The sequence below is a fragment of the Hymenobacter arizonensis genome, assembly GCF_900115775.1.
Classification (GTDB): domain Bacteria; phylum Bacteroidota; class Bacteroidia; order Cytophagales; family Hymenobacteraceae; genus Hymenobacter; species Hymenobacter arizonensis.
Genome location: NZ_FOXS01000010.1, coordinates 13959 through 37444, shown reverse-complemented (window position 1 = coordinate 37444; position 23486 = coordinate 13959). Strand labels below are relative to the sequence as shown.

General features: G+C 55.7%; 23 protein-coding genes. 17 read left to right on the top strand and 6 right to left on the bottom strand.

Annotation, left to right across the window (positions count from 1 at the left end; translation table 11 throughout):
• Positions 1-27: 27 nt before the first annotated feature.
• From BMZ66_RS23315 to BMZ66_RS23305, 3 genes are all read right to left on the bottom strand, one after another.
• Complete coding sequence (locus BMZ66_RS23315; protein WP_092678792.1) at positions 28-534, bottom strand: Mov34/MPN/PAD-1 family protein; 507 nt, start codon at positions 532-534, stop codon at positions 28-30.
• Positions 524-2161: a ThiF family adenylyltransferase gene (locus BMZ66_RS23310; RefSeq protein WP_177204882.1), complete on the bottom strand. Its 1638-nt coding sequence runs from the start codon at positions 2159-2161 to the stop codon at positions 524-526. The genes BMZ66_RS23315 and BMZ66_RS23310 overlap by 11 nt, the downstream gene beginning before the upstream one ends.
• A gap of 90 nt (positions 2162-2251) precedes the next feature.
• Positions 2252-3298, bottom strand: a complete 1047-nt coding sequence (locus BMZ66_RS23305; RefSeq protein WP_092678790.1) for a nucleotidyltransferase domain-containing protein — start codon at positions 3296-3298, stop codon at positions 2252-2254.
• Positions 3299-3544: 246 nt separating this feature from the next.
• Here BMZ66_RS23305 and BMZ66_RS23300 point away from each other — a divergent pair, with 246 nt between their 5' ends.
• Positions 3545-4084, top strand: a complete 540-nt coding sequence (locus BMZ66_RS23300) for a 2'-5' RNA ligase family protein (RefSeq protein ID WP_092678789.1) — start codon at positions 3545-3547, stop codon at positions 4082-4084.
• A gap of 129 nt (positions 4085-4213) precedes the next feature.
• Here BMZ66_RS23300 and BMZ66_RS23295 read toward each other — a convergent pair whose 3' ends face one another.
• Positions 4214-5194, bottom strand: a complete 981-nt coding sequence (locus BMZ66_RS23295; protein WP_234795217.1) for a tyrosine-type recombinase/integrase — start codon at positions 5192-5194, stop codon at positions 4214-4216.
• Between the two features lie 538 nt (positions 5195-5732).
• Between BMZ66_RS23295 and BMZ66_RS23290 the strand changes: the two genes are divergently transcribed.
• The 8 genes from BMZ66_RS23290 (at position 5733) to BMZ66_RS23260 (ending at position 16882) form a co-directional block, all read left to right on the top strand.
• Complete coding sequence (locus tag BMZ66_RS23290; protein WP_092678788.1) at positions 5733-6536, top strand: hypothetical protein; 804 nt, start codon at positions 5733-5735, stop codon at positions 6534-6536.
• A 399-nt stretch (positions 6537-6935) separates the two neighbouring features.
• A complete protein-coding gene (locus tag BMZ66_RS25680; protein WP_177204881.1) occupies positions 6936-7073 on the top strand; it encodes a hypothetical protein in 138 nt (45 codons plus the stop codon).
• 69 nt (positions 7074-7142) lie between these two features.
• Complete coding sequence (locus tag BMZ66_RS25675) at positions 7143-7286, top strand: hypothetical protein (RefSeq protein WP_177204880.1); 144 nt, start codon at positions 7143-7145, stop codon at positions 7284-7286.
• 104 nt (positions 7287-7390) lie between these two features.
• Positions 7391-8836 carry a hypothetical protein gene (locus BMZ66_RS23285; RefSeq protein WP_092678787.1) on the top strand — a complete coding sequence of 482 codons (1446 nt, stop codon included), beginning with the start codon at positions 7391-7393 and terminating at the stop codon, positions 8834-8836.
• A 441-nt stretch (positions 8837-9277) separates the two neighbouring features.
• A complete protein-coding gene (locus BMZ66_RS23280; RefSeq protein WP_092678786.1) occupies positions 9278-13708 on the top strand; it encodes an NACHT domain-containing protein in 4431 nt (1476 codons plus the stop codon).
• A gap of 430 nt (positions 13709-14138) precedes the next feature.
• On the top strand, positions 14139-15170 hold the full coding sequence (locus BMZ66_RS23275; RefSeq protein WP_092678785.1) for a type IV toxin-antitoxin system AbiEi family antitoxin: 1032 nt from the start codon (positions 14139-14141) through the stop codon (positions 15168-15170).
• Positions 15142-16041, top strand: a complete 900-nt coding sequence (locus BMZ66_RS23270) for a nucleotidyl transferase AbiEii/AbiGii toxin family protein (RefSeq protein ID WP_092678784.1) — start codon at positions 15142-15144, stop codon at positions 16039-16041. The genes BMZ66_RS23275 and BMZ66_RS23270 overlap by 29 nt, the downstream gene beginning before the upstream one ends.
• 568 nt (positions 16042-16609) lie before the next feature.
• Complete coding sequence (locus BMZ66_RS23260) at positions 16610-16882, top strand: hypothetical protein (protein ID WP_092678782.1); 273 nt, start codon at positions 16610-16612, stop codon at positions 16880-16882.
• Between the two features lie 193 nt (positions 16883-17075).
• Here BMZ66_RS23260 and BMZ66_RS23255 read toward each other — a convergent pair whose 3' ends face one another.
• Entirely contained in the window at positions 17076-17345 is a 270-nt protein-coding gene (locus BMZ66_RS23255; protein WP_092678781.1) for a hypothetical protein, read from the bottom strand.
• Positions 17346-17779: 434 nt separating this feature from the next.
• Between BMZ66_RS23255 and BMZ66_RS23250 the strand changes: the two genes are divergently transcribed.
• The 3 genes from BMZ66_RS23250 to BMZ66_RS23240 all read left to right on the top strand — a co-directional run bounded on the left by BMZ66_RS23250 (position 17780) and on the right by BMZ66_RS23240 (position 19541).
• Positions 17780-18601: a hypothetical protein gene (locus tag BMZ66_RS23250; protein ID WP_092678780.1), complete on the top strand. Its 822-nt coding sequence runs from the start codon at positions 17780-17782 to the stop codon at positions 18599-18601.
• A gap of 9 nt (positions 18602-18610) precedes the next feature.
• Positions 18611-19042, top strand: coding sequence for a RepB family plasmid replication initiator protein (locus tag BMZ66_RS23245; protein WP_092678779.1), 432 nt, complete (start codon positions 18611-18613; stop codon positions 19040-19042).
• Positions 19043-19103: 61 nt separating this feature from the next.
• The gene (locus tag BMZ66_RS23240) at positions 19104-19541 is read left to right on the top strand and encodes a replication initiation protein (protein ID WP_092678778.1); all 438 of its coding nucleotides are present in this window, start codon (positions 19104-19106) and stop codon (positions 19539-19541) included.
• A gap of 254 nt (positions 19542-19795) precedes the next feature.
• Here the strand turns inward: BMZ66_RS23240 and BMZ66_RS23235 are convergent, their stop codons facing one another.
• A complete protein-coding gene (locus tag BMZ66_RS23235; RefSeq protein ID WP_092678777.1) occupies positions 19796-20044 on the bottom strand; it encodes a hypothetical protein in 249 nt (82 codons plus the stop codon).
• A gap of 846 nt (positions 20045-20890) precedes the next feature.
• Here BMZ66_RS23235 and BMZ66_RS23225 point away from each other — a divergent pair.
• The 5 genes from BMZ66_RS23225 (at position 20891) to BMZ66_RS25330 (ending at position 23303) form a co-directional block, all read left to right on the top strand.
• On the top strand, positions 20891-21367 hold the full coding sequence (locus tag BMZ66_RS23225; protein ID WP_143080385.1) for a hypothetical protein: 477 nt from the start codon (positions 20891-20893) through the stop codon (positions 21365-21367).
• A 67-nt stretch (positions 21368-21434) separates the two neighbouring features.
• Positions 21435-21869 (top strand): RepB family plasmid replication initiator protein, encoded by a 435-nt coding sequence (locus BMZ66_RS23220; RefSeq protein ID WP_092678774.1) that lies wholly within the window; start codon positions 21435-21437, stop codon positions 21867-21869.
• Between the two features lie 70 nt (positions 21870-21939).
• A complete protein-coding gene (locus BMZ66_RS23215) occupies positions 21940-22620 on the top strand; it encodes a L,D-transpeptidase family protein (RefSeq protein ID WP_092678773.1) in 681 nt (226 codons plus the stop codon).
• A 188-nt stretch (positions 22621-22808) separates the two neighbouring features.
• Entirely contained in the window at positions 22809-23147 is a 339-nt protein-coding gene (locus BMZ66_RS23210; RefSeq protein WP_143080384.1) for a hypothetical protein, read from the top strand.
• Positions 23148-23156: 9 nt separating this feature from the next.
• The gene (locus BMZ66_RS25330) at positions 23157-23303 is read left to right on the top strand and encodes a replication initiation protein (RefSeq protein WP_143080383.1); all 147 of its coding nucleotides are present in this window, start codon (positions 23157-23159) and stop codon (positions 23301-23303) included.
• Positions 23304-23486 lie beyond the last annotated feature (183 nt).

The following is a 23486-nucleotide window of genomic DNA, read 5'->3' as shown; positions in this document are numbered from 1 at the left end:
TAGCTGTGGTTAGGTTTGCACAAATAACTAGGAGACGAGCAGAGGCTCTAAAGCAATTGGTTTTGGTCGGTTGCGGCTGCCGCTCCACCCGCGCACTTCATGCGTACCCACAATGAAGAAAAAAAGCCGTTCAAAGTACTGGTCCTGGCGCAATTTGCGGCGCCAGTCACACGTGTCGATGCAGGAAGGAGTTGGCCGGGCTTCGGGGTGGGTATGCCACTCGCCGAGGTAAGTGCGGGTGCCGTTGCTGGCCCGCCATGCCTGCTCAATGGCTTGTTGATGGTTTTTTTGGGCGCGATGAAAAAAATAGCGTCCCCGTTTGTCTCCGGGCAGCGGTTCTGTAATGTCGTCCACCACCAGGTCATCACTGTCGCTCAAGTAACGCCCTAGCAGAACTCCGCCGGCTTCCGCCGCGTCGGGGGCATGCTGCGCATGCCGCTGAAGGCGGGCAACCACTTCGGCGGTTAATTTAATCCGCCGGCCATCGCTCAGCTGATAAACCAGGGGTGAAGTCGATTCCAAGTTAGGCGTCATGAACAATAGCGTGTGGCCCGCAAATGGGGCACGTGGAAGCGTGGAAGCGGTACCGGTTCCGTGACAACTGTTCCTCGCTTGCCGAATAACGCGGAGTCAATTGAAAACCTGCCGCCAGAAAGTCCTCGGGATCGCCCTTCCACGAAATGAGAGGTGCCGAGGCCTCGCGACCCAACAGGGCCCGTATAGCTAAGCGAGTAGCTGTTTCGGCCGTGCGAGCCGCGTCCAGCGAGCCGTATGGGGTATGCCGGGCACTGCACCCGGCCAGCGACATGCTGAATTTCTGGCCCGCCTGCGCAAAGGCGGCTCGGTTGACTAATTGGGACTCATTGGGGTCTGTGTACAAGCATTGCAAGCAACCTACCTTACCGGCGTGGGTAAGCAGGGCGTGCCCACCTATACCGTATGCTTCGAGCCAAGTGAAGACGGCCGACTGACGCACTTCCGGGCTGTGTACTTGGGCATTCAACCATAGCTCGACCGTCGGGTTACCCGTTGCCGCGATGAGTATATCGAAATTGTTCCACTTTACTTCTCCTTTGCGATGGGCGGCTTGAATCGTGGCATTAATGGTAGTTACTTGCACGTAAGGGTACTTACTCCGCAGTTCCTCCCGTAACGCCTCAACCTTGCTCAGGCCTTTGCGAGGGTACCCCAGCACGTGACGAAAAGTGTTATCAGCTGAGTGTAGGTCAAAATCAACGAGCGTCAGCCGCAGCACGCCGCTTTGAACCAGGTCGTGCGCTAAACGTCCACCTACGGCCCCACAACCAATCAACAGCACGTGTTTGTCAGCCAATGATGTTTGACCACCTCCTCGGGGAACCAGATAAGCGCGCTCCCGCCGCGCGACCTGCAACGGCCAAAGCGTCGCCGCAACGCCGGGCAACAGCGGATGCTCCCCGGTCGGGCTATGGTAGCGTACGGCAAACAGAGCAACTCCCTGAGAAGGACGAGGCAACGCTACAATAATCACCCCATGCTGACTTTTGCGGCGGTCCAACAACACGCGTCGCTGTTTGTTGCTGAGGTTCGCAACACCTGGCGCAAGCCACTGTCGCAATTCCTCAGTGGACCAGAAAGGACGGTCAGGGCGAGGCGGCTCAATATAGGTGCCGGCGGGCAGCGGGAGAAATGTGGCTCGCTGTACGTTGTGCTTGCCGATGTTCTCGAACTGCAGGAACGAAAGCACTTGAGTGGCATCCTCTGCCAAGTATGCTTCTGTCTCCGTTCGCCGAATGATGGAAAGCTCCCTCGCAAGGGAGGGGATGTCCGCAACGTTATACAGAGCACCACGATACTTCAACAGCGCCCAACTGGCCTCAAACTCCTCCGTGAAATCGGTGCGGTTTTCACCGCGTACACCGCGGCCAAGCTCCGCCATCGCCTGGTCCAGCGCCCAATTCACGAGAGCATCCGGCCGGTCTTGGTCCAGCAGCAGCCCTTCCGCATCCTGGTAGCATACCCCGCCCTCCGTGGCGGTGACGTGGGGAATAATGCCTAGCGCATCCCACGGGCGCAGTCTTACAGTGGGCAGCACCGACGGAAAATCTACTGGAAGCCCTATGCGCAACTCAACGTTTTTCCCTTCTATTGAAGCAGCGCCTTGCGCCCATACAACTCCCACTGGACTAACGTTGAGTACCGTTACCTCAGTCAATCCGTAAGCGCAAAGCGCCGCGGCGAGCCATGCTCCATCGTACGCGCCCGCCACTTACTAGGCAGATTGACTATGAGTAGAAACCGGCGGGGGCGTAGGACGGGCCGTTTCGGATTCTTCCGGCACATCGAAGTCATCCCCGAAGACGTTGCGTAGTAGCTGACAGGCTTTGCGGGTATCAACCTCCTTAATAGCCGCATTGAGGGCATCACATAACTCCTGTAACTTGGCTTCAAAGGTTTCCATCTGCTTAGACGTCATTTTTTCGTACACGTCGTTGAAAGGGGTAACCAGCAGTTGGGCTTTTAGGCGCCGTATGAACTTCCACTCAGCAAATACCCACGTGCTAGTAAAAGCATCGAGCATGGCCTGTGCTAAGTCTCGTAGAGCAGTTAAATCATCGAGCTTAAAACTCGTAGCATCGTAGTTAGGCTGGAAGTAGTCGTGGGTGTTGACCGTCAGACCAATCCCACGCGGGGCACCGTTGCCGCTGCTGACGAAGTTGACATCTTTCCAACGCTTCATGAAACGAATGACGCGCCGGTATTGCTTACGGCCGGTATCATCCCCGTCGAACCGTTCAAAGAGTTTATCTGTCAGTGCCGTGGGGTCAGATAACTGCCACACTCGGTACTTTTCCTCCGACCCCACTTTCCCCATGGCCAAGTAGTCCTGCTTGTCGGCGTTGGCCGATGCACACGAATACACGGCTAAGTCAACATGGTAACCATCTTGATAGAACACGGTGACGCAAGGGCGCCGGATTTCCACTTTTTTGGTATGCCCATCTAGTGCTTCGTGCACCCGTTCCTTCAAAACAACAGGGTCTGGGTAATCGGTGACTGATGACTCGAAGTAGACCCCTTGGTCAATATCGAAATCGCCTTCTAGTGGTTTGATACCTGTGTTCATGGCGTAACTGCCCTGGTCCCGAAAGGTCGGCACCAGATTCTTCTCCTTGTGTTTTTCAAACACCCCCGGCAGGTTGGCCAGTAACTTTTCCCGCACGATACGGCGCTTGTCACGTAGCGTGTCTTCTTCGTCGAAGCGCCCTAATTTAATTTTGTCGTGAAACAGGTCAAAGTACTTCTGTACAGTTGCCATAGAGTAAAGGGGAACAGTGGAATATGCACCAAAAGCACCGTGATTTTGGTATTTCCTGCTCTACCTTTCGTTAGCATAAGCAGTGCCATAGTTGGACTTCATAGCACTTTAGGCTAATGAAATTAGTTCTCGATGTTGTTAAAATGGCAGTGTAGAACGAAAATGCTTTTTAATAAAAGACGTAACTGCCAATTTCACCTACTGGTTTGGCAGTTAGCAAAGGTTTCTTAAACGCCATCCTGTCATATGAAGTATTTTCTTGCTGTTGTGCCGCCAATTGAATTAGCAATGCAGATAGAGTTGTTTCGCGCTCAATGGGGACAGCCTACTTTGCCTGCTCATATTACTGTTAAGGCTCCTAACTCATTGTCAGATGAGAATCTATGGCTTCCCGCAGTGCAGTCTTTCTGCCAAGATGCGACGCCTATAGCCGTACAACTAGACGGCATCGGACATTTTTCTTCCACCGTTGTGTATTGGCGCGTCGAATCTGCAGGGTTGGTAGCGCTACACCAGTCACTGTTGGCTATCATTAACCCACCAGAGCCAGAACGAATTGCTTACTTTGAAGGCTCAGCCTACGTTCCACATCTTACACTTGCCCACTTAAGCAACGGCACAACTACTACCACACTCTCAACTGTGTACGAGCAGGCTACTCAGCATTGGTTGCATCCCGTAGACTTTATCGCACAAACCCTGCGGGTATTCCGATCTAGTGGACCAAACCAAACTTATGAAATGTATATGGACTTGCCTTTATCAGGCAAGTCAAGCTCTTTTTGAAATAGGTTTAGGTTATACTTATTTCTTATAAATGGTATCAAGTTCATATGTCTAATGCTTCCGGCGGCTGTATTCAGTAATTTTTGAAATCTTATTTACTTTATAACTCATCAGAGTCGAGCTAGACTTTCATAGCCCTAGGTGCTGCGCCGCATTGAATCGCTTCACATCATCTAAGCGTGCGTAGCGCTCAATCATAGCGTCGGTTTTCTGCTTGGTTTGGTTTTTAATGGCCTTATTGGACTGCCCCGCTTCCACGGCCACCGTTACAAAGGAAGCCCGCAGGGAGTGGGCGGAGTAGGCGGGTCCCAGGTGGCGCTGCACCACATCGTTCACGCTCTGGTCGGAAAGCCGCGCTTGCCCGGGACGACCCGATTCGCCGGTGCGGCCACGGTTCATGCGGATAAACAAGGGCCCAGTGGTTCGACCGAGCACCGCCAACCAATCCTGCACCGCCCGCACCGGGCAGTAGTCGGCCGCGGGCGAATAGAACACGGCCTTGTCCTCGGCCTCCCCGTACTGGTTGGTTTTGCTGCGCTGCAGGTGAATGACCAGCGCTTGCCGGGTCAGTTCCACGTCCTCCACGTTGAGGGCCACGAGCTCCGAGCGGCGGAAGGCGCCGGCAAACCCCAAGAGCAGCAGCGCCCGGTCGCGCAGGCCCGTGGGCGTGGCCAGGTCCATGCCCCGCACCGCCTGCTTGAGTTCGGCGACGGAAAAAGCCGGGGCCTGGCGCTGGCGCTTGCCCAACAGCCGGCCGATGCCGTCGAGCACGACGCCCAGCGCTTCGTGGGCCGTGGGCGACGGGTGGCCGCCGAGCTGGTGGAGCTTGGCGATGGCGGCCACGTGCCGGCGGATGGTGGCGAACTTCTTGCCGCGGTCGGCCAGCTGCGAGGCGTAGCCGGCCACGGTGCTCACGTCGGCGGGCAGGTAGCCGAGCCCGTGGTGCTGGCAGTAGTCCGCGAAGCTGCGCAGGTCGGCGGCGTACCCGCGCTGGGTGTTGGCCGCGCCCTGCAGCCCGGCTTCGGCGTAGCGCCCGACCGAGGCCGGCATCTCCACCAGCGAGTGGCTCCGGGTGGGGATGAGGACCGGCAGTTGGGACGACGTTTCCATGCAATGTATATATAAGGAGTAGGTCCTCGGTTTTCGACGGGTGCCCAAAACTACAAAATCACTACCGATAAACATCAATTATCGGTAGTGATTTTTCGTCTTTGGAAAAGTCCGAAAAGGGCTGGTTTTACTCCTTAATATATGCACCACTTGGAAAAGCCTGACACGGTAACCTTGCATGCCGTCGGCATGGCCCACCACACCGGCGTAGCCGCCCGCAATGCGACGGGACCGCTAACACGGCCCGGGCTTACGCGGCGTACCTGAAGCGGTTCGGTACGTGGTGCGCTAACCACCATGACGCCCTGCCCGCGTCGGTCAACGCCCTCGTGGGCTTTGTCACCAGCTTGGCCAAAGCCAGCAAGAGGTCGCCATCATCGAGCGACGCTACGCCGCTATCAGCAAGGCCCACGCGGTGCGTGGGATCAACTCACCCACGAACGACAAGCAGTTATAACCTTACCTTCCGGAGTTATTCCGAATCAGTGCCCATGTCCCATTCAGTGTCTCGTGGGTTAAGCATAAGCCTTTTTTCTTTATGTCCTTTACGATTTCCTTGACCGGAGTCACCTCCTTCCAGAGAATACCATTTCTACATCCGAACAAAAAAACTGCGCTTGCTTATAACGCCTTGGCTACGGTATTGGCAGGGTTAGAAGCCGTTTCCCACCGCCTCCACGAAAGGGTGTTGGTTTACAGCGCCGCGAGCGAAGAGGATAATCGCTGGTTTAACGTGCAAGTTGCTATCTCAGAAGTGTGGGAAATCATGGACGCCATGCGCCGAGCCCAGCGATTTTGGCCTTTTGTTAAGCTGTCCGGGGCCGATGTTCAGACGCGACGAATCATGGGCGATATCAAAGACATCCGTGATTCCTTCCAACACTTGGACGAGCGGCTAGAACACTATTTCCAAAACGCTGGCGACTCCGTGTTCGGCGACATATACTGGCGGTATCGTTCCCAGGCGGGTGCCAACGAAGAGGTGTTTACCTGGGCTACGGGGGTTACTCGAGGCCCAGCTGATTTCACCAAAGCCAAGGTGCAGCCCAACGACGTGCGCTTTCTGAACTGCACCGGGGTCTACGATTTCAACTTGATTTATATTAAGCGCGAGCCGGGGCAAAAGGGCAACAAAATTCCCAAGCATGCCTACATCCAAGTTTCCCTAGACGAAGCGGCTGATATTTTCAATCGGGTCATCCTGCAACTCGAGCAGCAAAGCACCGGCCTGCTACAGCAATGGCAGCGCGAACACGGGCCGGATGGGATTCCCCAGCACGGGCTTCCACCCATAGTAATCCGGTTGCGTTCTCACCAAGAAGGAAACCAGACTGTGCCTTAAGCCAGCGCACGGCCATGCCAAGAAACGGGCCCTCTTGACTTCCACTAGCACTGATAAAGCGAGAAAGAGCATTAAGTTATCCTCGGCAGAAAGGCCAGCGTTCTCATTATCGTCCACCAGTTCCCAAATCAACACACAATTCAGGCGGCCAGCGTTTTGTTAATCGTCTGCGTCTAGCATCGACAGAGGAACGTTTGTAGAATGGCCCCTGCCTTTCCATTCTGTAAACGCTCGTTTACAACATGTAAAGCCAGCTGTCTCTAAACCCAAACGACCGTTCAACAAACGTGACAATTGGCCTTTGGGCAGGGGCTTACTTAGCAAGAACGCTCGTTTGTCAAACGAATATAGTCAGTCTTTGCGGCTTATGCATAATAATATAATTATAATGATACTTCGATGCATACCGAATTTTTTCCGCCCTATAGTAGCCAGAATCCCTGCTTGCTCCTCAGTAAGAATGCTGTGCCCAGTCGGCGGGCAGGCTCGCTCAAGCTGAACCTGCCCGCCGACTGGGCACAGGCCGACGTGCTGTAAGTAATCGCCACCGACACCACCAGCCGCGAAATCTAAACCTGGTGCTGACCCATTGCCCACACCGCGCAGGTGGCCCAGCGCCTGGTGCCCACCACCGGCCCCGTCACAGCCAGCCTCACCGAAACCGACTCGCTCTACACCGCCACCGCCAATGGCGTAACGCTTACCTTCAGCCGCCGCACCGGCCTGCTGCGCCAAGTGCGCAACGACTAGGGCATCATTCCGTTCACCAACGGCCCCGTGCTGGCCGAGGGCAAAAAGTGGAAGAGAGATTCTGAAAATTTTAACTTCATTTTGAACATAAATTAAGGAATATTATGATAAGAGTTTATCTTGATTGGAATGTCGTCAGCAACTTTAAGCGAGATGAGTTTAAGGATATCCGTGAGTTTATTGCTAAAAATAAAAAGTCACTACAATTTCCATATACTCCTGCTCACTTCAAGGATTTAATGAAGAGTTACAGGCCAGACAATGATTTATTCGGAACAGACTTAGAGAGTCTTGAATACCTTTCTGAAAATCATTTTATGAGATGGGGTAAAGAAGGAATGGAAATATTGATGGGTTCACCTAAAGACTATCTTGAAATAGAAAAGGACAGTGAAGATATTTTCTCTCAGATGGACATGGAGAAAATATTGAATGACTTGGGTGATAATGAGCTAGGAAGAGCTGTCGGTGGTCTGATGAAATCTTTGTTTCAGCTTCAGCCTGCAGGAATAGAAGTAACTGACGAGAATCGTGAGATGCTACAGAAAATGTTTCCTAATTTATCTAATAGCTCTTCGATGTGGGATTTAATGAAAGGCATGGTTCCTTTTTCTCAGAAGCTGCATCAAGACAGAGAATATTATAAAGATTTTAGAAAATCCATTGGTGAAAAAGGGTTTAAGCTTGAGCCTGCTTCTGGAAATTGGAATGTTGAAACAGTTGTTAAAAATATAGACCAGTTTTTAGAAAGGCTAAACACGAAATTGACATTTCGAGAATACATAAACACTTGTTTCAAGCACAAGAAGGAGCCTGCCACTGGATTTGAGTATTATACGACTGCGTATTTAATGTTGGATATGCTGGGATATAAGCCTGATAAGCTTCCAAAGACAACAGATAGTATGCAGAACATTCAAGCTGATGGACAACATTCTTTCTATTCAGCCTACTGTGACTACTTTGTTGTTGATGATACAAAGCTTCGCATTAAAACTCAAGTATTATTCAAAGAGTTTAATATTCCCACTATTGTATTGGAGTCAAATGAGTTCATAAAAGTTGTTAAAGACAAACTTCATATAAACAAAGAAGGAGTTCACTTTATTAATGAAGCTGTTGAGCTTCTAGAGGCTGAGAATATTGTTGAATATTACGAGTCAAATAATGAAGATGAAGGAGATACGCGCGCATTCAAGTTGCCTGTATTTTATTTTGATTTCTTTAATTATGCTATCTACGAATGGTACCCTAAGCAAGAAGGGTTTGCTTTAATTTTTAAAAAGGTTTTTAAGAATTATTCAAGTTTTGTTTACTACACAGAGTGCGAAAGAGTTATTGACCGAGTTACAAGTTTCTTTGGCTACGATAATAAGGAGGAACTTGAGAGAAAAAAGAAAGAATTTGTTTATGGAGAAAGCGAGGTTAAGTTTTTCTGGACGTTTGACGGTGGGGTTGTGATATTAGAAAAGGATAAAGAAAACAAAAGGCCTCTTTTGACCTACGTAGTGGCAACTAAGCAAAAGGAATCCGTTAGTGAAGTTTCTTGAAAAGGATATATTCTTTGCTCCCCAATTCCACCATCACACCGGCACCATGCGCAAATCGACCAGATTCGTGCTAACATCCTAGAATAAAGGGAAGCCAAAAAGTCGGACTTTGGGGTACCAAAAGTGCCCCGCGCAACCCCTGGGGCCCCGGCCTGCCAAGCGGAAGGTTTCCCCTCGCCGAGCTGTAAGCAACTCCGCTTTGTTGCTTACGATTTAGCCCAGTTCCAACAGTTATTCAATGGCAGGGGCCTTCATCTGCATAAAAACAATTAATTTTTTTATGGCCGCTCCATATGGGTCTGAGTAAGGGCTTCAATCTGCGACCTTAGTGCCGCACCATCAAAGCTTTATTGTCTGTCAGTTTGGCCTATAGAAAAATTGGAGTGCTTTTAGGTGAGCAGCTGTCCATTAGAATTCTACCTGCTGACTTCACATTTATACATGCTAGGGACCATTACCGCTGCCGCATTTTTTGCCGAATTAGGACTTGGCAAAGCCGTTACCTCTTTGGCGCTTAAGGAAGGCGTAGACAAGCTAAAAAAGGCTTCTAGTTCTAAATCGCCATTCCGCGACCGGCTTTATAGCGTTGTCCAACGGCTGCTTGATGAGTACCGGCAGAAATATCCGGAGGTGACTCAAGCAGCCAAATTCCCTTTCTGGCAATCTCAATGGGCACTGAAGTGGGCATTGTCACACCGCTTTTATGCTGAAAACAGGGAGCTACTGATTGCTGACATTCCGGCCGATTTACTGCAACACATGGCTCAGCCTACCCAGCAGGAATTAGACGAATTTTCGGCCCGTGTAAAGTCATTTATAGAAGCTGATAGCAAACTGCTTACGCTTTATGCCACTGAAAATTTGGCAGCCGAACAATTTCGGGCAAATTCTCAGGCCGAGCAGCAGCGAGACACTACAAACGATTTACTGACAACCATTGTACATGCAGTAACTACTAAGCCTGACGAATCGGATGACATAGCACGCGCAACCCGAGTGCTTAATACATTCTCAGCCGCATCGTTGAGTTTAATGGGAGCTGACCATGATATTCCTAATGCGGGTATTCACCTCGACCGTGCAGAAACCGCACGTTTGATACTGTGGACACAAACAGCGCTGCAGAGCCAAGAAACGCCTCTAGCAGTTTTAGAAGGCGGAGCCGGCCTTGGTAAAACTGTGATTATGCAGGATGTCCTGGCAGGGTTGCAGGCACAGGGGGTAATAGTCCTGGCGTTAAAAGCTGACCGCTTAGCTGCTCCAACCTACGCGCAGTTAGCTCAGCGCATACTACACGGTGCAGGTACCAATGACTTTGCCGAAGCGTTAGCGTGGGCACGCCAACCTGATAACAAACAGGTGGTAGTGCTAATTGACCAATTGGATGCTCTCTCTCAAAGCCTGTCGGCTAATCGGGAAGCATTAGGCAGCTACCGCGAACTGATACAGTTTCTGCTGCGCCAGCCTGATGTACGGGTGCTGATTTCGTGCCGCACATTTGACCTCGAAACGGACCCACTGCTTCAAACCTACAAGGGCAAGACCCGCTTTGAAGTTGCTCGCCTTACCCCCGAGCAGATTGACACGGTAGTGGCTGCCTCTGCATTTGCCGGGCAAACCCTGACTCCAACTCTACGGGCCTTGCTTGCCATCCCCCTGCACTTGCGCATTTTCTGCCAGTTGGAGGCGACGACCGACCTAACCGGCCTCATCACCTTGCAGGCGCTATATGACCAACTGTATGAGCAGAAAGTGATGAGGCCTACTCCACCCACCGGTGAAGTTTCAGCCCCTGACCCTGTTAAGCTGCGCAGCTTGCTGACGGAAATAGCAGAGGCAATGTATAAGTCGCAACGGCTGGCCGTGCCGCTGACGCGTTACACCCGATTATATAAGAACGAAGTCGATTACGCCCTCTCGCAAAACCTCTTGGTAGCAGTACCGGGCGGCAAGCAAATTCAGTTCTTTCACCAAAGCTTCTTCGACTACCTCTTTGCCCGCGAGTTCGTTGAGTCAGGCCAGCAACTAGCCGACTTGATAGCCGAAGGGCACCAGGGCCTTTTTATTCGCTCGGCAGTGAATCAGGTTCTACAATACCTGCGCCCCTTCGATGACCGCGCTTATCTCCAAAACGTGCAGGAACTGCTGCTTCATCCAGACCAATACCGTCTGCACATTCGTCTACTAGTAGTGCAGCAGTTTGGCGCAATAGCTGACCCCAATGCGTCCGAGCAGCAATTTGCTAAGCGCCACCTGCTCAGCAGCCCCGACATGGCCGACATATTTTACGAATCGGTGCGGAGTGCCGGTTGGGCGAGTTGGCTAATTAAACAAGACGTAGTCCTCAAGCTCATTCAGCGCCCAACTGAACTAACGCGCAGCGAGCAAAACTTCCTCTGGTATCTGGCCCGGCAGCAACCCGCCCTGGCAATTGAGGTACTGACACACGCCACACCTGATGAGCATTCCGGTCCCCGTGTCAGTTGGATGCTGTCGCAGGCGGCCGAGACTACAGAACCTGGCTTCGACACAGTGTTCGCTCGCTTCGCTAGCGCTGCCGAAGCCGCCGATTCCTGGCAGTATTGGCACACGCTGGAAGAACGGGCTACTATTGACCCAAAGGCCACTGCTGAACGGCTATTTGAAGCATTGAAGGAAGAAACCTGGCTGCGATATGGTGAGGGTAAGCGCCGCCGCAACATCGATGAGTGGCAAGCGCAGCAGGTAGCCGAAAAGCTTCTACAAGCTCATCCTGCTGTTGGATTTGGGGTATTAAAACGGCTATTGGAGTATTGGATTGAGGAGCGACGAGTTGACCGATTGCGTGATGCTGGCTACGACGTTGAGGTTGGCTCTATTATCAGCGACAGCGAGTTTGCGATGCACACGCCAGGGGATGGTAACGCTTATAGCCTGACTGCTAAGCTTTACGACCTGACTCAGCAACACCTAGAAGAAACAGCTCGTCTTGACCCAGCACAGGCGCGGCTGCTGCTGGATGACTGGCCACGTAGTGCCATGCGCAGCCTTCTCCAACTCACCTGTGCCACTTATCTCGCTAATCCAACTGCTTTTATCCCCGATATTTTTGAGTTGTTGTCGCGCCCAGCGCTACTAGAAGATGTTCATGGCGGTGGGCACCTTAACTATTACCTGCGCGAACTACTCACGCACAGCTATCCGCACTTTACTTCTGAGCAGCAGGCCCTTCTGCACGGTTGCATCCTGCGCACAGAGTACAAGCTGGATTGGGATAGGAGGCACGAACCAGTTGAACGCGATGCAAAGCATGTCTGCCGACACATGTACAGCAGAAATGGCCGCTTAACCTACGGCTATCTGGCAGCCATTCCCGGCGTGGCAACGCATCATAACGCTGATGTAAAACGCCGCTACCAAGAGCTTAATCGGCGATTTGGAATAGTCGAAAACAAAGCACCACAGGGCATGCGTACTCGGATTGGTGACCCATCACCATTCACGCACGAGCAAGTCAAGCTATTACAGCCAACTGATTGGCTTGGTGCATTCCGAGAACACCAGCGCCCAAAAGGCGAATTCCCGTTCGATAGCTATGCACCGGGCTTGGCTCGCCATTTTGGTGAGGTCGTAAAAGCTGACCCACTCCGTATGTTGGTCGTGTTGGATATGCTGCTCAATCCCGATAACCAGGATATTCCAGCCCGCCACCTCCGCGAAGGGCTGGCTGGATTGGCCGATTCTCCAGGCATGAATCTCACACAGTACACCGGCTTGATTTTGCGTGGCATTGCCAACAACCAGATTTCGCTAGATGACACCGAAGGTCTGCGCTTGCTGGAAAAATGTGTGCGTGACGGCCGGGCTGACGACCGGGTGGTTGAACTGCTGGCCCAAGTAGCCGTAGCTCACCGCCACGACCAACATGCTGTTACCGGCGACAGTGTTGATGAGTTGATGGACGGCATCAACACCACCGGCGGCCATGCTATCGGCGGCCTGCTCCATTGCTGGCAGATGGTAGAGCACACCGATTTAATCATGGATACGCTCCGGCAAATTGGCCACGATGGCTCCGGAGCGGTGCGTGCCGCGGCACTCCGAGTGCTTTCCTTGCTTACGCACTTACTGGAACCCGCCACCCAGCCCATTGTGGATGTGTTTCTGGCTTTGGTCGGCACGAACTACCGCCTACTTAAATTTACCAGCGATACGCTGCGCCCGCTCCTCCGGCCGCACCTGGCCGAATTAGAACCGCTATTCACAGCGGCTTTGGCTGAGCCTGTTTGCCAAGAGCAGGTAGCGCATAGTTTAACGCTAGCGTGGGCGTGGAATATTCCCGGGGCTTACGAACTGCTGCAAACCTATTGGCAGCATAGTTCACCCGCCCGTGTGTCCTCGCTACGCCTACTCATGCACGAATACAGCCAGCTCTCTGCCTCACAGAAGCTTTTAGCTCAGCAGATGTTCCAAGAGCTGTTGGCTTACAACGACAAAGAATTGGAAGATGCTTACGAGATATGCTTCCATTGGCTCACGGCTGCCGACTTTCCCATATGGCTACCGCTCATTCAAGCGTACATAGCCGCTCCAGTTGGGATGGGGCGCAGCCGAACATTCTACGACTTTCTTCAACTGTGCGTGCAGGACTATCCAGCGGAATGCATTGAATTAGCCGCCGCCTTCGATGGCCACGCCGCACCCGAAATGCAGCGCAATGCGCTCGATAAAAAGCCGCTTGAATTACTGTTAAGCGCGTACCACGTCCTGACCGAGATAGATGCCGGTGCGCCCCAGTTGGAATTAGCAATGGAAACGTTCGACCGAATGCTTCAGCAGCCGGCCTACCGCTCTGGTGCTGCCGAAGCCTTAGCCCTGGTAGACCGAGGGTAAGCTATTCACTTAACTACTCTTTCCCTAATACTTCTGCCACCGACCCTGCCGGTCCCGAGAAGGGCGGTTTTGAGGCCAGTTTTCAAGACGATTTTTCGAATGCTTCTTCCTGGTGTCGTTCTAAGGAATTTTTGTGCTTCTACCAACTGCTTTTTCGAGCATACATCCAGAGTATTTACATACTTCAGCATTCTTAGCAGGAATTTCTGTTTTTACAATAAGCGGCAAGACCTTTATGAAAATCAACCCATTGGGCGAATCCGTCTGGCTGGATGAGCTGGTCATCCCCGCTCGCCAGTAGCTCGTGATTCCTCCCGCATCCTTGTCCATAGGCTGGCCGGCTTGATAAGCGAGCAGTTACGCTTGCCTTTCGGCAGTATCAACGCTCATCTTGTCTACTTTTACTATCTTGTCTACATAAAACAGATACATGGAAAAAGATAGACAGCGCACCGCTTCAAAGGTCATGCTCACCCGGGTAAAAACTGCCCTTAAAACAGTGCTGGGCAAGCGAATCACTATTCGGATAGCCGCTGACGAGCACCGGCAACCCACGCTGACGCTTGGTATGAATGCCATCTTCACCGTGGAGGTAAAAGAGAAAGGTCTGAAAAACGTCACGCCGTTGCTGGCTTTGTGGCCCCACACGACCGCGCAGCCGTGGGTACTGGTAACTGCCTACGTGCCCGATGAGATGGGCCGGCAGCTGCGCCAGCACGGCCTGTGCTACGCCGATACCGCTGGCAACGCGTGGCTCCAGCACCCGGACGCAGACTTGTTTGTGCTCGTGCAGGGCCAGCCGCGGCCGCGTAAAGAGGGCACGGCTACCACGGCCGGCCGGGCATTTCGCAAAAGCGGCCTGCGCGTCCTGTTCCACTTGCTCACCCAGCCCGACCTGGTCCGGCAGCCCTACCGCACCATTGCCACCAGCACTGACACTCCAGTGGCCACCGTGGGTCAAGTCATGCTCGATCTGATACAGCAAGGCTTCCTGCTCGACGAAGAGCCACGCCAGCTGCTGCGCCGCGACGAGCTGACCCAGCGTTGGGTAGCCGGTTACGGCGACACGCTCCGCCCGCACCTCCTCAGCCAGCGCTACCGGTGGCTTGATGCCGACCAAGCCACCGGCGGCTGGCAGAATCAGCCGCTCGGAGCCGTAACCTTGTGGGGGGGCGAGCCAGCCGCCACCTTGCTGCTCGACGGCTTCTTGGTGCCCGAGTTTTTCACCCTCTACAGTACCGCCACCCGCCCGGCCCTCATGCGCCAGCTGCGGCTGGTGCCCGATCCCACCGGCAGCGTGGAAGTACTGGCGCCTTTCGACCAGCGCCTGAATTTTCATAACCCCACCAGTCCCTGCGTGCCCCCGCTGCTGGTCTATGCCGACCTGCTCCTGAGCGGCGACGCCCGCAACCGCGAAGTCGCGCAAAAAATCTATGCTCGATATCTCCACCATCCCGCCTGAACGGCGCTTTCCCTCGGGCCTCGACCGGGTGCTACCGGCCTTGACGCGCGGCCTTCAGCAGTTGGGCCTCGATTTTTTTCTCGTCGGGGCCGTCGCCCGGGACCTGTGGCTGGATGCGGCTCTCGGAGCCGCCCCGCGCCGCCGTACGACCGATGTGGACTTGGCCCTGCTCATTGCCCACGAAGCCGAATACGAACGGCTGCGCGCCTGGCTAGTAGCCCACGAGCAATTTACCGCCCCCGCCAGCAGCGCCTTTTGCCTGATTCACGAGCCCACCGGCATCCAGGTGGACCTGATGCCTTTCGGGGGCATTGCCGACACGGAGGGCCGCGTCCAGGTGGCGGGCCAGGGCCTCAGCCGCATTTCGGTCGTTGGCTTGGCCGAAGTGCTGGCCTCCACCGAACCGGTCAAAGTAAACGAACAAATCACCTGGCAAGTCGTGACCCTGCCGGGCCTGGTGGCCCTCAAGTTACTGGCCTGGGACGACCGTTCCGAGCAGCGCGGCAAGGACGGCACCGACCTGCGCCTGATACTGCAGCACTACCACGCCCTCATCGAAGCCGACATCATCGAGCGTCACTACGAGTTGCTGATTGCCCAGGACCCGCAAGAAAGTGAGCTGATGCGAATGGTCGGCATCCGCGTGCTAGGCCAGGAGTTGCAAGCCCTCGTCGCCGTGTCGCCGGCGTTGCATGGCCGCCTGCAAGCCATTCTCACCCAGGAAATCCAGCGGGGTACTGCCAGCCGCTTAGCCCAGGCAATGGCCCAGCACATCAGCCCCGCCGATAAGACTAGCCCCACCGTGGGCCACAGCCAGAAATGGCTCCAAGCACTCGCAACCGGGCTGGCTGATGATTTAGTTGCGCCCTGACGGCAGGTCGGAGTACATTTCAGCCACATTAGGCAGCTTTACATGACTAAGCAGCCGATGGAGCTGTGTTACGCTGTGCTTAAAGCTTGGTGTCTGCATTCCGGGTGGGCGCCCGTGCGGACCATTGCCGAATGCTTCGGCCAACTGGGAAGCAGTCACGGTTGGAGGCTCTGTTAGCTCTACGTAAAGTGGTTCGGTCAACGCGGCCTGGGTCACTTTATCGTTGCTAATGATGCCACGATAATGCCCATCCTGTTGGCGAATGGTGCGCTGCTGCTCCTGTGCTGTACTACCTTACAGGCAATCCTTCATTGCCTGTACATTGCCGGTCTGGCCCCCGGTGAATGTCAATGCCAACGGCTCGTTGTTCCTGACCATGCAGTTCCCCGGCAATTCTTGCCCCACGGCTTTGTATAGCTGCTCGGCCGTCTCGTGGTTCGCAACCAGGTCCGGCGCGCCAACGCTGCTCGCCGGCTGGGGGACGGAATTCAAGGCCTGCCGTTTTGCCCCCTGGTATCCCTGTAAGATGAATAGGCGCTTAGCCCGGCGGGCTTTACCTTTCCTGTCCATGACCCTGACCCAGTTCAATGCCCTGCCCGAGGACCGTCAGTTCGCGCTTGTGTACGCAACCGGCACTTACGTAGCCCGGCGCTGGCAGGAGGTGCACGAAGCAGTCTTGCTCTACCACCTGCCGGACGGATTCTTCGTGGAGCTGACCTACGACACCGATGCCAACGAAGTGCAGTACCTTTTCGCCTTTGAGGCCGGCAGCGAGGACGACCGCTTGGAAGACTATGCCATGTTCGTGCAACTCCCGGGTTGGCTGCCGGAGGCATTATAATGCCTAATGCGGTACAGTGGCGGTTAGCCGCGGCCATTCTGCCTCACCGCCCGTTTTCTTGAGTTGAGGTTCTCCGGCAGGCGCTGCGCCGTGTCGTAGGTGGCCGAGGCCCGGGCCGAATGGCTTGCTTTGCCGGGGCGGCGCACAGCTGTGCTGCTGACGCCGCTACTCCTGGTCCCAGGGCAGTTCCCGGTTACACCATATCGGCCGGGGCCTCCGGTGCATCAACTTGGAGTGCCGGCAGATCGGCAAAAAAGTCTGCCAGACTTACTTGATGGATGTCCAGCAACCGCAACAAGCTTTTCAGGGTGAGGTTGCTGCCTTGCTCGTGGCGCCCGTACCCGACGCGGGGCAACTCGTGGTCAAACGCAAACGCTTCGTAGGAGGAATAGCCTTTGTCCAACCGCAGTTGCTTAAGCTTTTGGGCAATCTGTTTCAGTCGCGGGTCAGCGTCGGCCACCATACACAATCGGGTCAGAAAAGCCGAAATGTGGGGCGCTTGTTTAATATAAGTTACCTACTTTAATAAACACACATTATTAAACATACTATAGTATGTTTGTAGCAAGCCAATCGTTAGCTGTTTTGGCCCCGCTTTCGCCTCACCTCATGCCTCGTAGCCTCTTCCCCCGTAATGCTTATGAGGCCTCCTGCTGACGGGCAATGGCAAGGCCTGCGCCCTGAACCCCGCGCGTCCCGGGTCGGCGTGCCCTTGGCGTGTTCGATTTGCTGCACCCTGAGCTTGGCCACGTCCAAGTCATCCGTCAGCGCCCGGGGGCTCCACCCCGCGCTTCTTGCACCTTCCGCAAAGGCACGTCCAAGGCGTCGACGCTGGCCGGATTTTCCGCCGCGGCAAGCTCGTTCCACCCGCCTTTTTCTCCTTGCCTTTCCTTCACCATGTCTTCACTTCTTCTGGGCGAGCGCCTCGCCCACCTTCGCACGGCCCTGGCAGAGGAGGCGCTTTTTCCTGCTGCTTACACGCAGGCGAGCGTTGCCCACGCCGCCGGGGTGTCCGCGGCCGCGCTCGGCCGGTTGGAAACAGCGGGAACCGGCACAGCCGCTAGCTTGGCGGCTGTGCTCGCGCACTACCAGAACCAGGGCGTCAACCTGGCGTGGGTGCTCGTGCCCGACAACACGGACGTTCCCATCCACGGCTTCCGCGACGTCTTTGAAGACGAGGCGGTCCCGCGGGCGCGGCAGCCGCTGGCCACCCTGCACCGGCTCCTGCAGCCGGTGATGGCCGCGCTGGACGCCGGCCAGCCACTCCCTTCCGGCGCCCTGCGCCCGTTGCTGACCCAGGTCCAGGAGGGAATCCTGCACGCCCTCACGCACCTGCTGCCCCCCCGGCGGCTGGTGCTCAGCGAGACGGACCTGCGCGCCTACCAGCGGCAGCTGCCCCCCGTGCACGCCCAATCGGACGGCTGGCGCTCGGCGGCGCTGCACGCCGTGCCCCGTCACTACTACGACGCGGGGGGGGGGCTCCCGCGCTGCGGCGACCCCGTGTCCTACCTCGCCTACGACCCGGGCCCGCAAGCGGGGCCCGACGCCACCCAATGCCGCGCCTGCCGGGACAGCGTCAGCGCGCCCTTGCCCGCCGCTCCCGTCGCCGGGAGTCCCCCTGATACCCCGGTACGGGTTGCGCCGCGGGCCCGCAGGGCGGCGCTCACGCGCCCGGATGAATCCGAAAGGCCCTCTCTCCGTTTCCTCCGCGAAGGCTAGCCTCCCCCCGTGACCGAGAGTGATTTTCTAGTTAGCCTGTTCGGCCCGTTCGCGCCGACATTCAACCCGGTGGAGGCCCGCCTCTTTGCCCGGGCCCTGGGCGGCCTGCTCCCGGAGTCGCAACAGCTTTCTTTCCAGCTGGCCTTCCACGACATTATCCCGGGCGGCAACGCGGGCGGCCGGCAGTACGCCCAGCTGCGGGTAGCCATTAAGCGGCTCATGCAGTCCCTCCAATACGAGACCTTCGCGCTGGACCACCGCCGCACCGAATATATCGTCCCGTTCTCCGTCCTGCGCCTGGACTCGGACACCGAGCGGATAAGCGGCGAACTCAACCCCCACCTGAGCCCGCATTGGCGGCAGCTGGCTAGCAAGTTTACCGGCGCCGAGTTGGAGGCGCTGTTCATGCTCCGCTGGGTCAACCGCCCGCGCCCTTGCTGAGCGGACCGCTGTTTTGACGCCCACGCGCCCGATTTTAACCTTACAACCAATTCTTACCGCCATGAAAGCGTCCGTCCCCAACGCCCCGGAGGGCCCGTATCTGGACAACCTGCTCGTCCGCTCCCCGCTGGCTTATAGCCCGGTGGAGGCCCGCCTCTTTGCCCGGGCCCTGGGCGGCCTGCTCCCGGAGTCGCCACAGCTTTCTTTCCAGCTGGCCTTCGACGACATCGTCCCGGGCGGCAACGCGGGCGGCCAGCAGTACGCCCAGCTGCGGGTGGCCATCAAGCGGCTCATGCAGGCAGTCAAAGACAAGTCTCTCCGGGAGGAGCAGGGCTGCAGCCTGTACATACAGCTGTTTTCCGTCTTGAGCCTGGATGTGGACACCGAGCAGATAAGGGGCAAGTTTAACCCCGACCTGAGGGAACACTTGCTGCACCTAGGCGGCAAGTTTACCACCGCCGAGTTGGAGGCATTGCTCATGCGTAGCCAGACGCACTAGTAGCGCTTTTTCCAATTTTTGCGCAGTAGACCGCACGCTCCCCCGCCAGCAACGCCGGTGAAGGCTGTGCATTCCCGGGAAGAAGTAATCGGTGCCGACCACCCCTGGCGGCAGCCCGATGCACCGAGTGTGCGCGAGCGCGGTACGGGATTAACGACGATTCAAATCCTGAGAGGAGGCATTTGATGACCACGGGTGTCTTTTCCGGGGGCTGGTTCTTTCCGTTGTAATCCCCATAAGCAAGGAGTAGTGCACTAGCTTGTAGTCGCCTGAGTCCTCGGCCCATCGGCAAAAAAGTCCGCCAGGCTTACGTAGTGGAAGTCCAGCAGCCGCAACAAGCTTTTCAGGGTGAGGTTGCTGCCTTGCTCGTGGCGCCCGTACCCGACGCGGGGCAACTCGTGGTCAAACGCAAACGCTTCGTAGGAGGAATAGCCTTTGTCCAGCCGCAGTTGCTTGAGCTTTTGGGCAATCTGTTGTAGGCGCGGGTCAGCATCGGCTACCATAAGCACAGGTCTCGGAAAAACCGAAATGTGCGGCGCCAGCTTAATAAAAGTTACCAATTTTAATAAACACACTTTATTAAACATACTATAGTATGTTTGTGGCAAGCTACGTTGCTGCTCTTCTGGCCTCGCTATCGCTATCGCTTTCCATCATGCTCCTCCCCTACCGGCTCGTGCTTCACATCGTCGCCCTAGCCGGCACCCTGCTGCTCCACGCTTGTTCGCAGGCGCCGCCCGATACCGCCACCGACTCTTCCCTGGCTGACGCGCCCGCCCCTGACCCCACCCAACGCACGACCGGAACGGTGGCTGATTCTCTCAAAGGGATGCAAAGCCACACCTTCGGCGAGCCGCTGCGCAATTTTCCCGGGCTCGTCCTCTTCTCAGCGGACGATGAGCTGGGCGTGCGGATGTACCGGATGCCCCGAGCCGGGAAGGCGGCTGGTTTGGCAAGCACGCCAAGGAATTTAGAACCTACTACCAGTTTCAGGACGGCCGGTTTGCCATGCTCCGAGCCATCACCATGGACATCAGGTCCAACCCCACGGCCCTGCGCGAGCAAGCTCTCTCCCTCTTCGGGCCCGGCAAAGGCCGGAAAGACCTGAGGGGTGTATTGGACTGGGATGGGGAACGGGTATGGGCCATGTACTCCGAAAAGCTGACGTCTCCGGCGCAGTGCTGGCTGCAAGTATACAGCAAGCCGCTGCGGCGGGTGCAGCTGGCGAAGCAGCGCGCAACGGCAGGCAGGCAGGCAGGCAGGCAGGCAACGCCCTGTAAAAGCCCTATCCTAGGACGGCAGGGTTGCCTATTTTTTTTCCGTCTGGTATCTGCTTCTCTATTCGTTGTATGCACCCCCCGCCCCGTCGGCTTCCATTTTCGACTCCTTTCGTGTTGCGCCTGGCTTACGAACAGGCCGATTTTAAGATGGTGCGCTCGCATTGGAATAAAAACTTCGTGCGCAAATTTTCGCCCGGCGAGCCCGTGCTCTTCCTCATGGCCCGGGTGCTGCACCAAATTCGTTCCGATGGCTACGTGATTCGCGACCACTACGTGTTCCCGTTAGAGGAGACCACACCGGGTGAAAACACGCCGGATGAGCAAATCTATTGCGCATTGCACCAGCTGGACGCGGTTAGGTTTTCGTTCGAGATGGCCGCCCTTAAGCACTACCACGTGCGCCGGCTACTCGAAGACACCCAGGAACGCCGGATTGGGTGCGTGGATGGCCTGGTTACCCTGCTTTTCAATCCTGGGCTACGTGACTACCTGCTCAACGTGGCCCAGCTCGACGAAATATTGCCTACATCGCGGCCTTTGTCTTAACGAGCAGACCCAACGCGGCCCTCAGTTGCCGCAATCGCTGGGGACTCACTTAGTAATCCATTTTCTAGTGCTTACCAAAAAAAACACCACCCTGAATGCCGAGCACCCGGTGCTTCCGAACGACCTATTCGTTAGCTGCCCACTTGCCTTGGAAGAGGTAGAGGCACACCTGTTTGTTATGGCCTTGGGTTGTCTGACCAACTATTCCCAACGGCTTACTTTCCAGCTGACGTTTGGAGACGTTCTGCCGGATATGAACGCAGACGACCAGTTAGTCCGGTTGGACAAGGCCCAGAAGCGGCTCGTGCAGCCCCTTAAATACGAGGGGCTGCGGCTAGGCAAGCGCTTCAGCCACCGCATTCCCCTGTTCACCGAGATGAGCATCGACCAGGACACAGGACTGGTAACCGGCGTCTTCAACGACTACCTGAGACAATTCCTGTCAGACCTAGCCGCCGGGTACGCCCCCACCCAGCTGGAGTCGCTGTTGATGCGCCGCTAGGTTCACCATCCTTGCTTTCACGCCTGAGCAATTCGCCGGGTTTACCGTTCCGCGTTTCCTCCTTTAACTTATGATTTCAGCCCATATTGGCGAGCGCCTCACCCACCTCCGGGCGATGCTGGCTGCCGAGTCCCTGGTACCTAACGATTGGCCACCTGCCCTGGTGGCACGCAAGGCCGGGGTCTCGCGCGCGGCTTACACCCGGCTCGAAAGTACCGGCCGTGGGAGCACGGACGTCCTGACGGCAGTGCTTCACTTTTACCAAAGCATGGGCTTTAATTTGGCCTGGGTACTAACCCCTGACAACGCGGATATTCCCGTGGAAGGGTTCCGCGACATCTTCCAAGACGAGAAACTGCCCCGGGCAAGAGAGCCGCTGACCAACCTGCACCGGCTCCTGCAGCCGGTGATGGCCGGACTTGACGCGGACCAGTCGCTCGCGCCCGATGCGTTGCGCCAGCTGCTGACGAAGGTCCGCCAAGGAGTCCTCCACGCCCTGAACCACTTGCTGCCTCCCCGGCGGCTGGTGCTCAGCGAAGCGGACCTGCGCGCGTTTCAGCGGCAGTTACCCCCAGTGCGCGCCCAGTTAGCTGGTTGGCGCTCGGCGGCGCTCTTCACAGTGCCCTACCACTACTACGAAGCAGGCGATTCCTTTCCCCGGTGTGGAGACCGCGTTTCCTACCTGGCTTATGACCCGGGCCTAGAGGAGGTTTCTAACAGCAATAAATGCGGAGCCTGTCAGCGCTTGTAGGGCGTGGCTTCTATCTCTTCCGCGCCATCGGCCACTCCTGCTGCCGCATCATGTTAGTCCATTGCCCTAGCAGTAATGCTTCCACTGTTTTTTGCTAATTCTCACCCGTCCGGCCCAATGCTATGCGCTAATTCTCCCCGTTCCCGGGCCAGGCTTGTGATGCTGTAATCGCTCAAGCGTTCCCTCGTGTGCTCGAAAGCCCGGACACAAGCACACAAACATATTTAACGACCCATTTTTCCGTTGCTGCCATGAATGCGGTTATACCCAACGACCCGGAGGTTGATGTTTTAAGCAAGGTGTTCATTTGTTCCCCCCTGGCTTTCAGCCAAGAGGAAGCCCGCCTCTTTGCCTTGGCCCTGAAAAGCCTGACTCGGGATGGACAACAATTAACCTTTGAGTTGGCATTTAGTGACATTTTTCCGGGCTCTACTGAGGGTGAAAAGCAGTATGCTGCGCTGTTGGTGGCCACAAAACGGCTCATGCAAGCTATCAAGTTCGAGACCTTCCGGCAGGGCAATAGCTGAAAGCATTATATGCTTTTATTTTCCACCCTGCGAGTGGATGCGGACTTAGGGTTGGTAACAGGCAAGTTCAACCCAGACCTGAAAGTGTATCTGTTGGACTTGGGCAATAAGTTTGCCACCGCAGACCTGGAATCGTTGCTCATGCGGCGCCAATAGGCCCTCCGCGGGTAATGCCTCTGAATGCTCCTTCGCCTCAAGCTCTCCCCCATCCGGCCTGAGCCCACGTCTGCTTGCTAGACACCTACTTACGCCCGTACACGTGCCTGAAGGAAGCCGAGTATGCGTTGTCAAGCAAGCTGCGAGGCGCTGGTAGCTAGTCCGTCATCGCCCGTGCGCCAG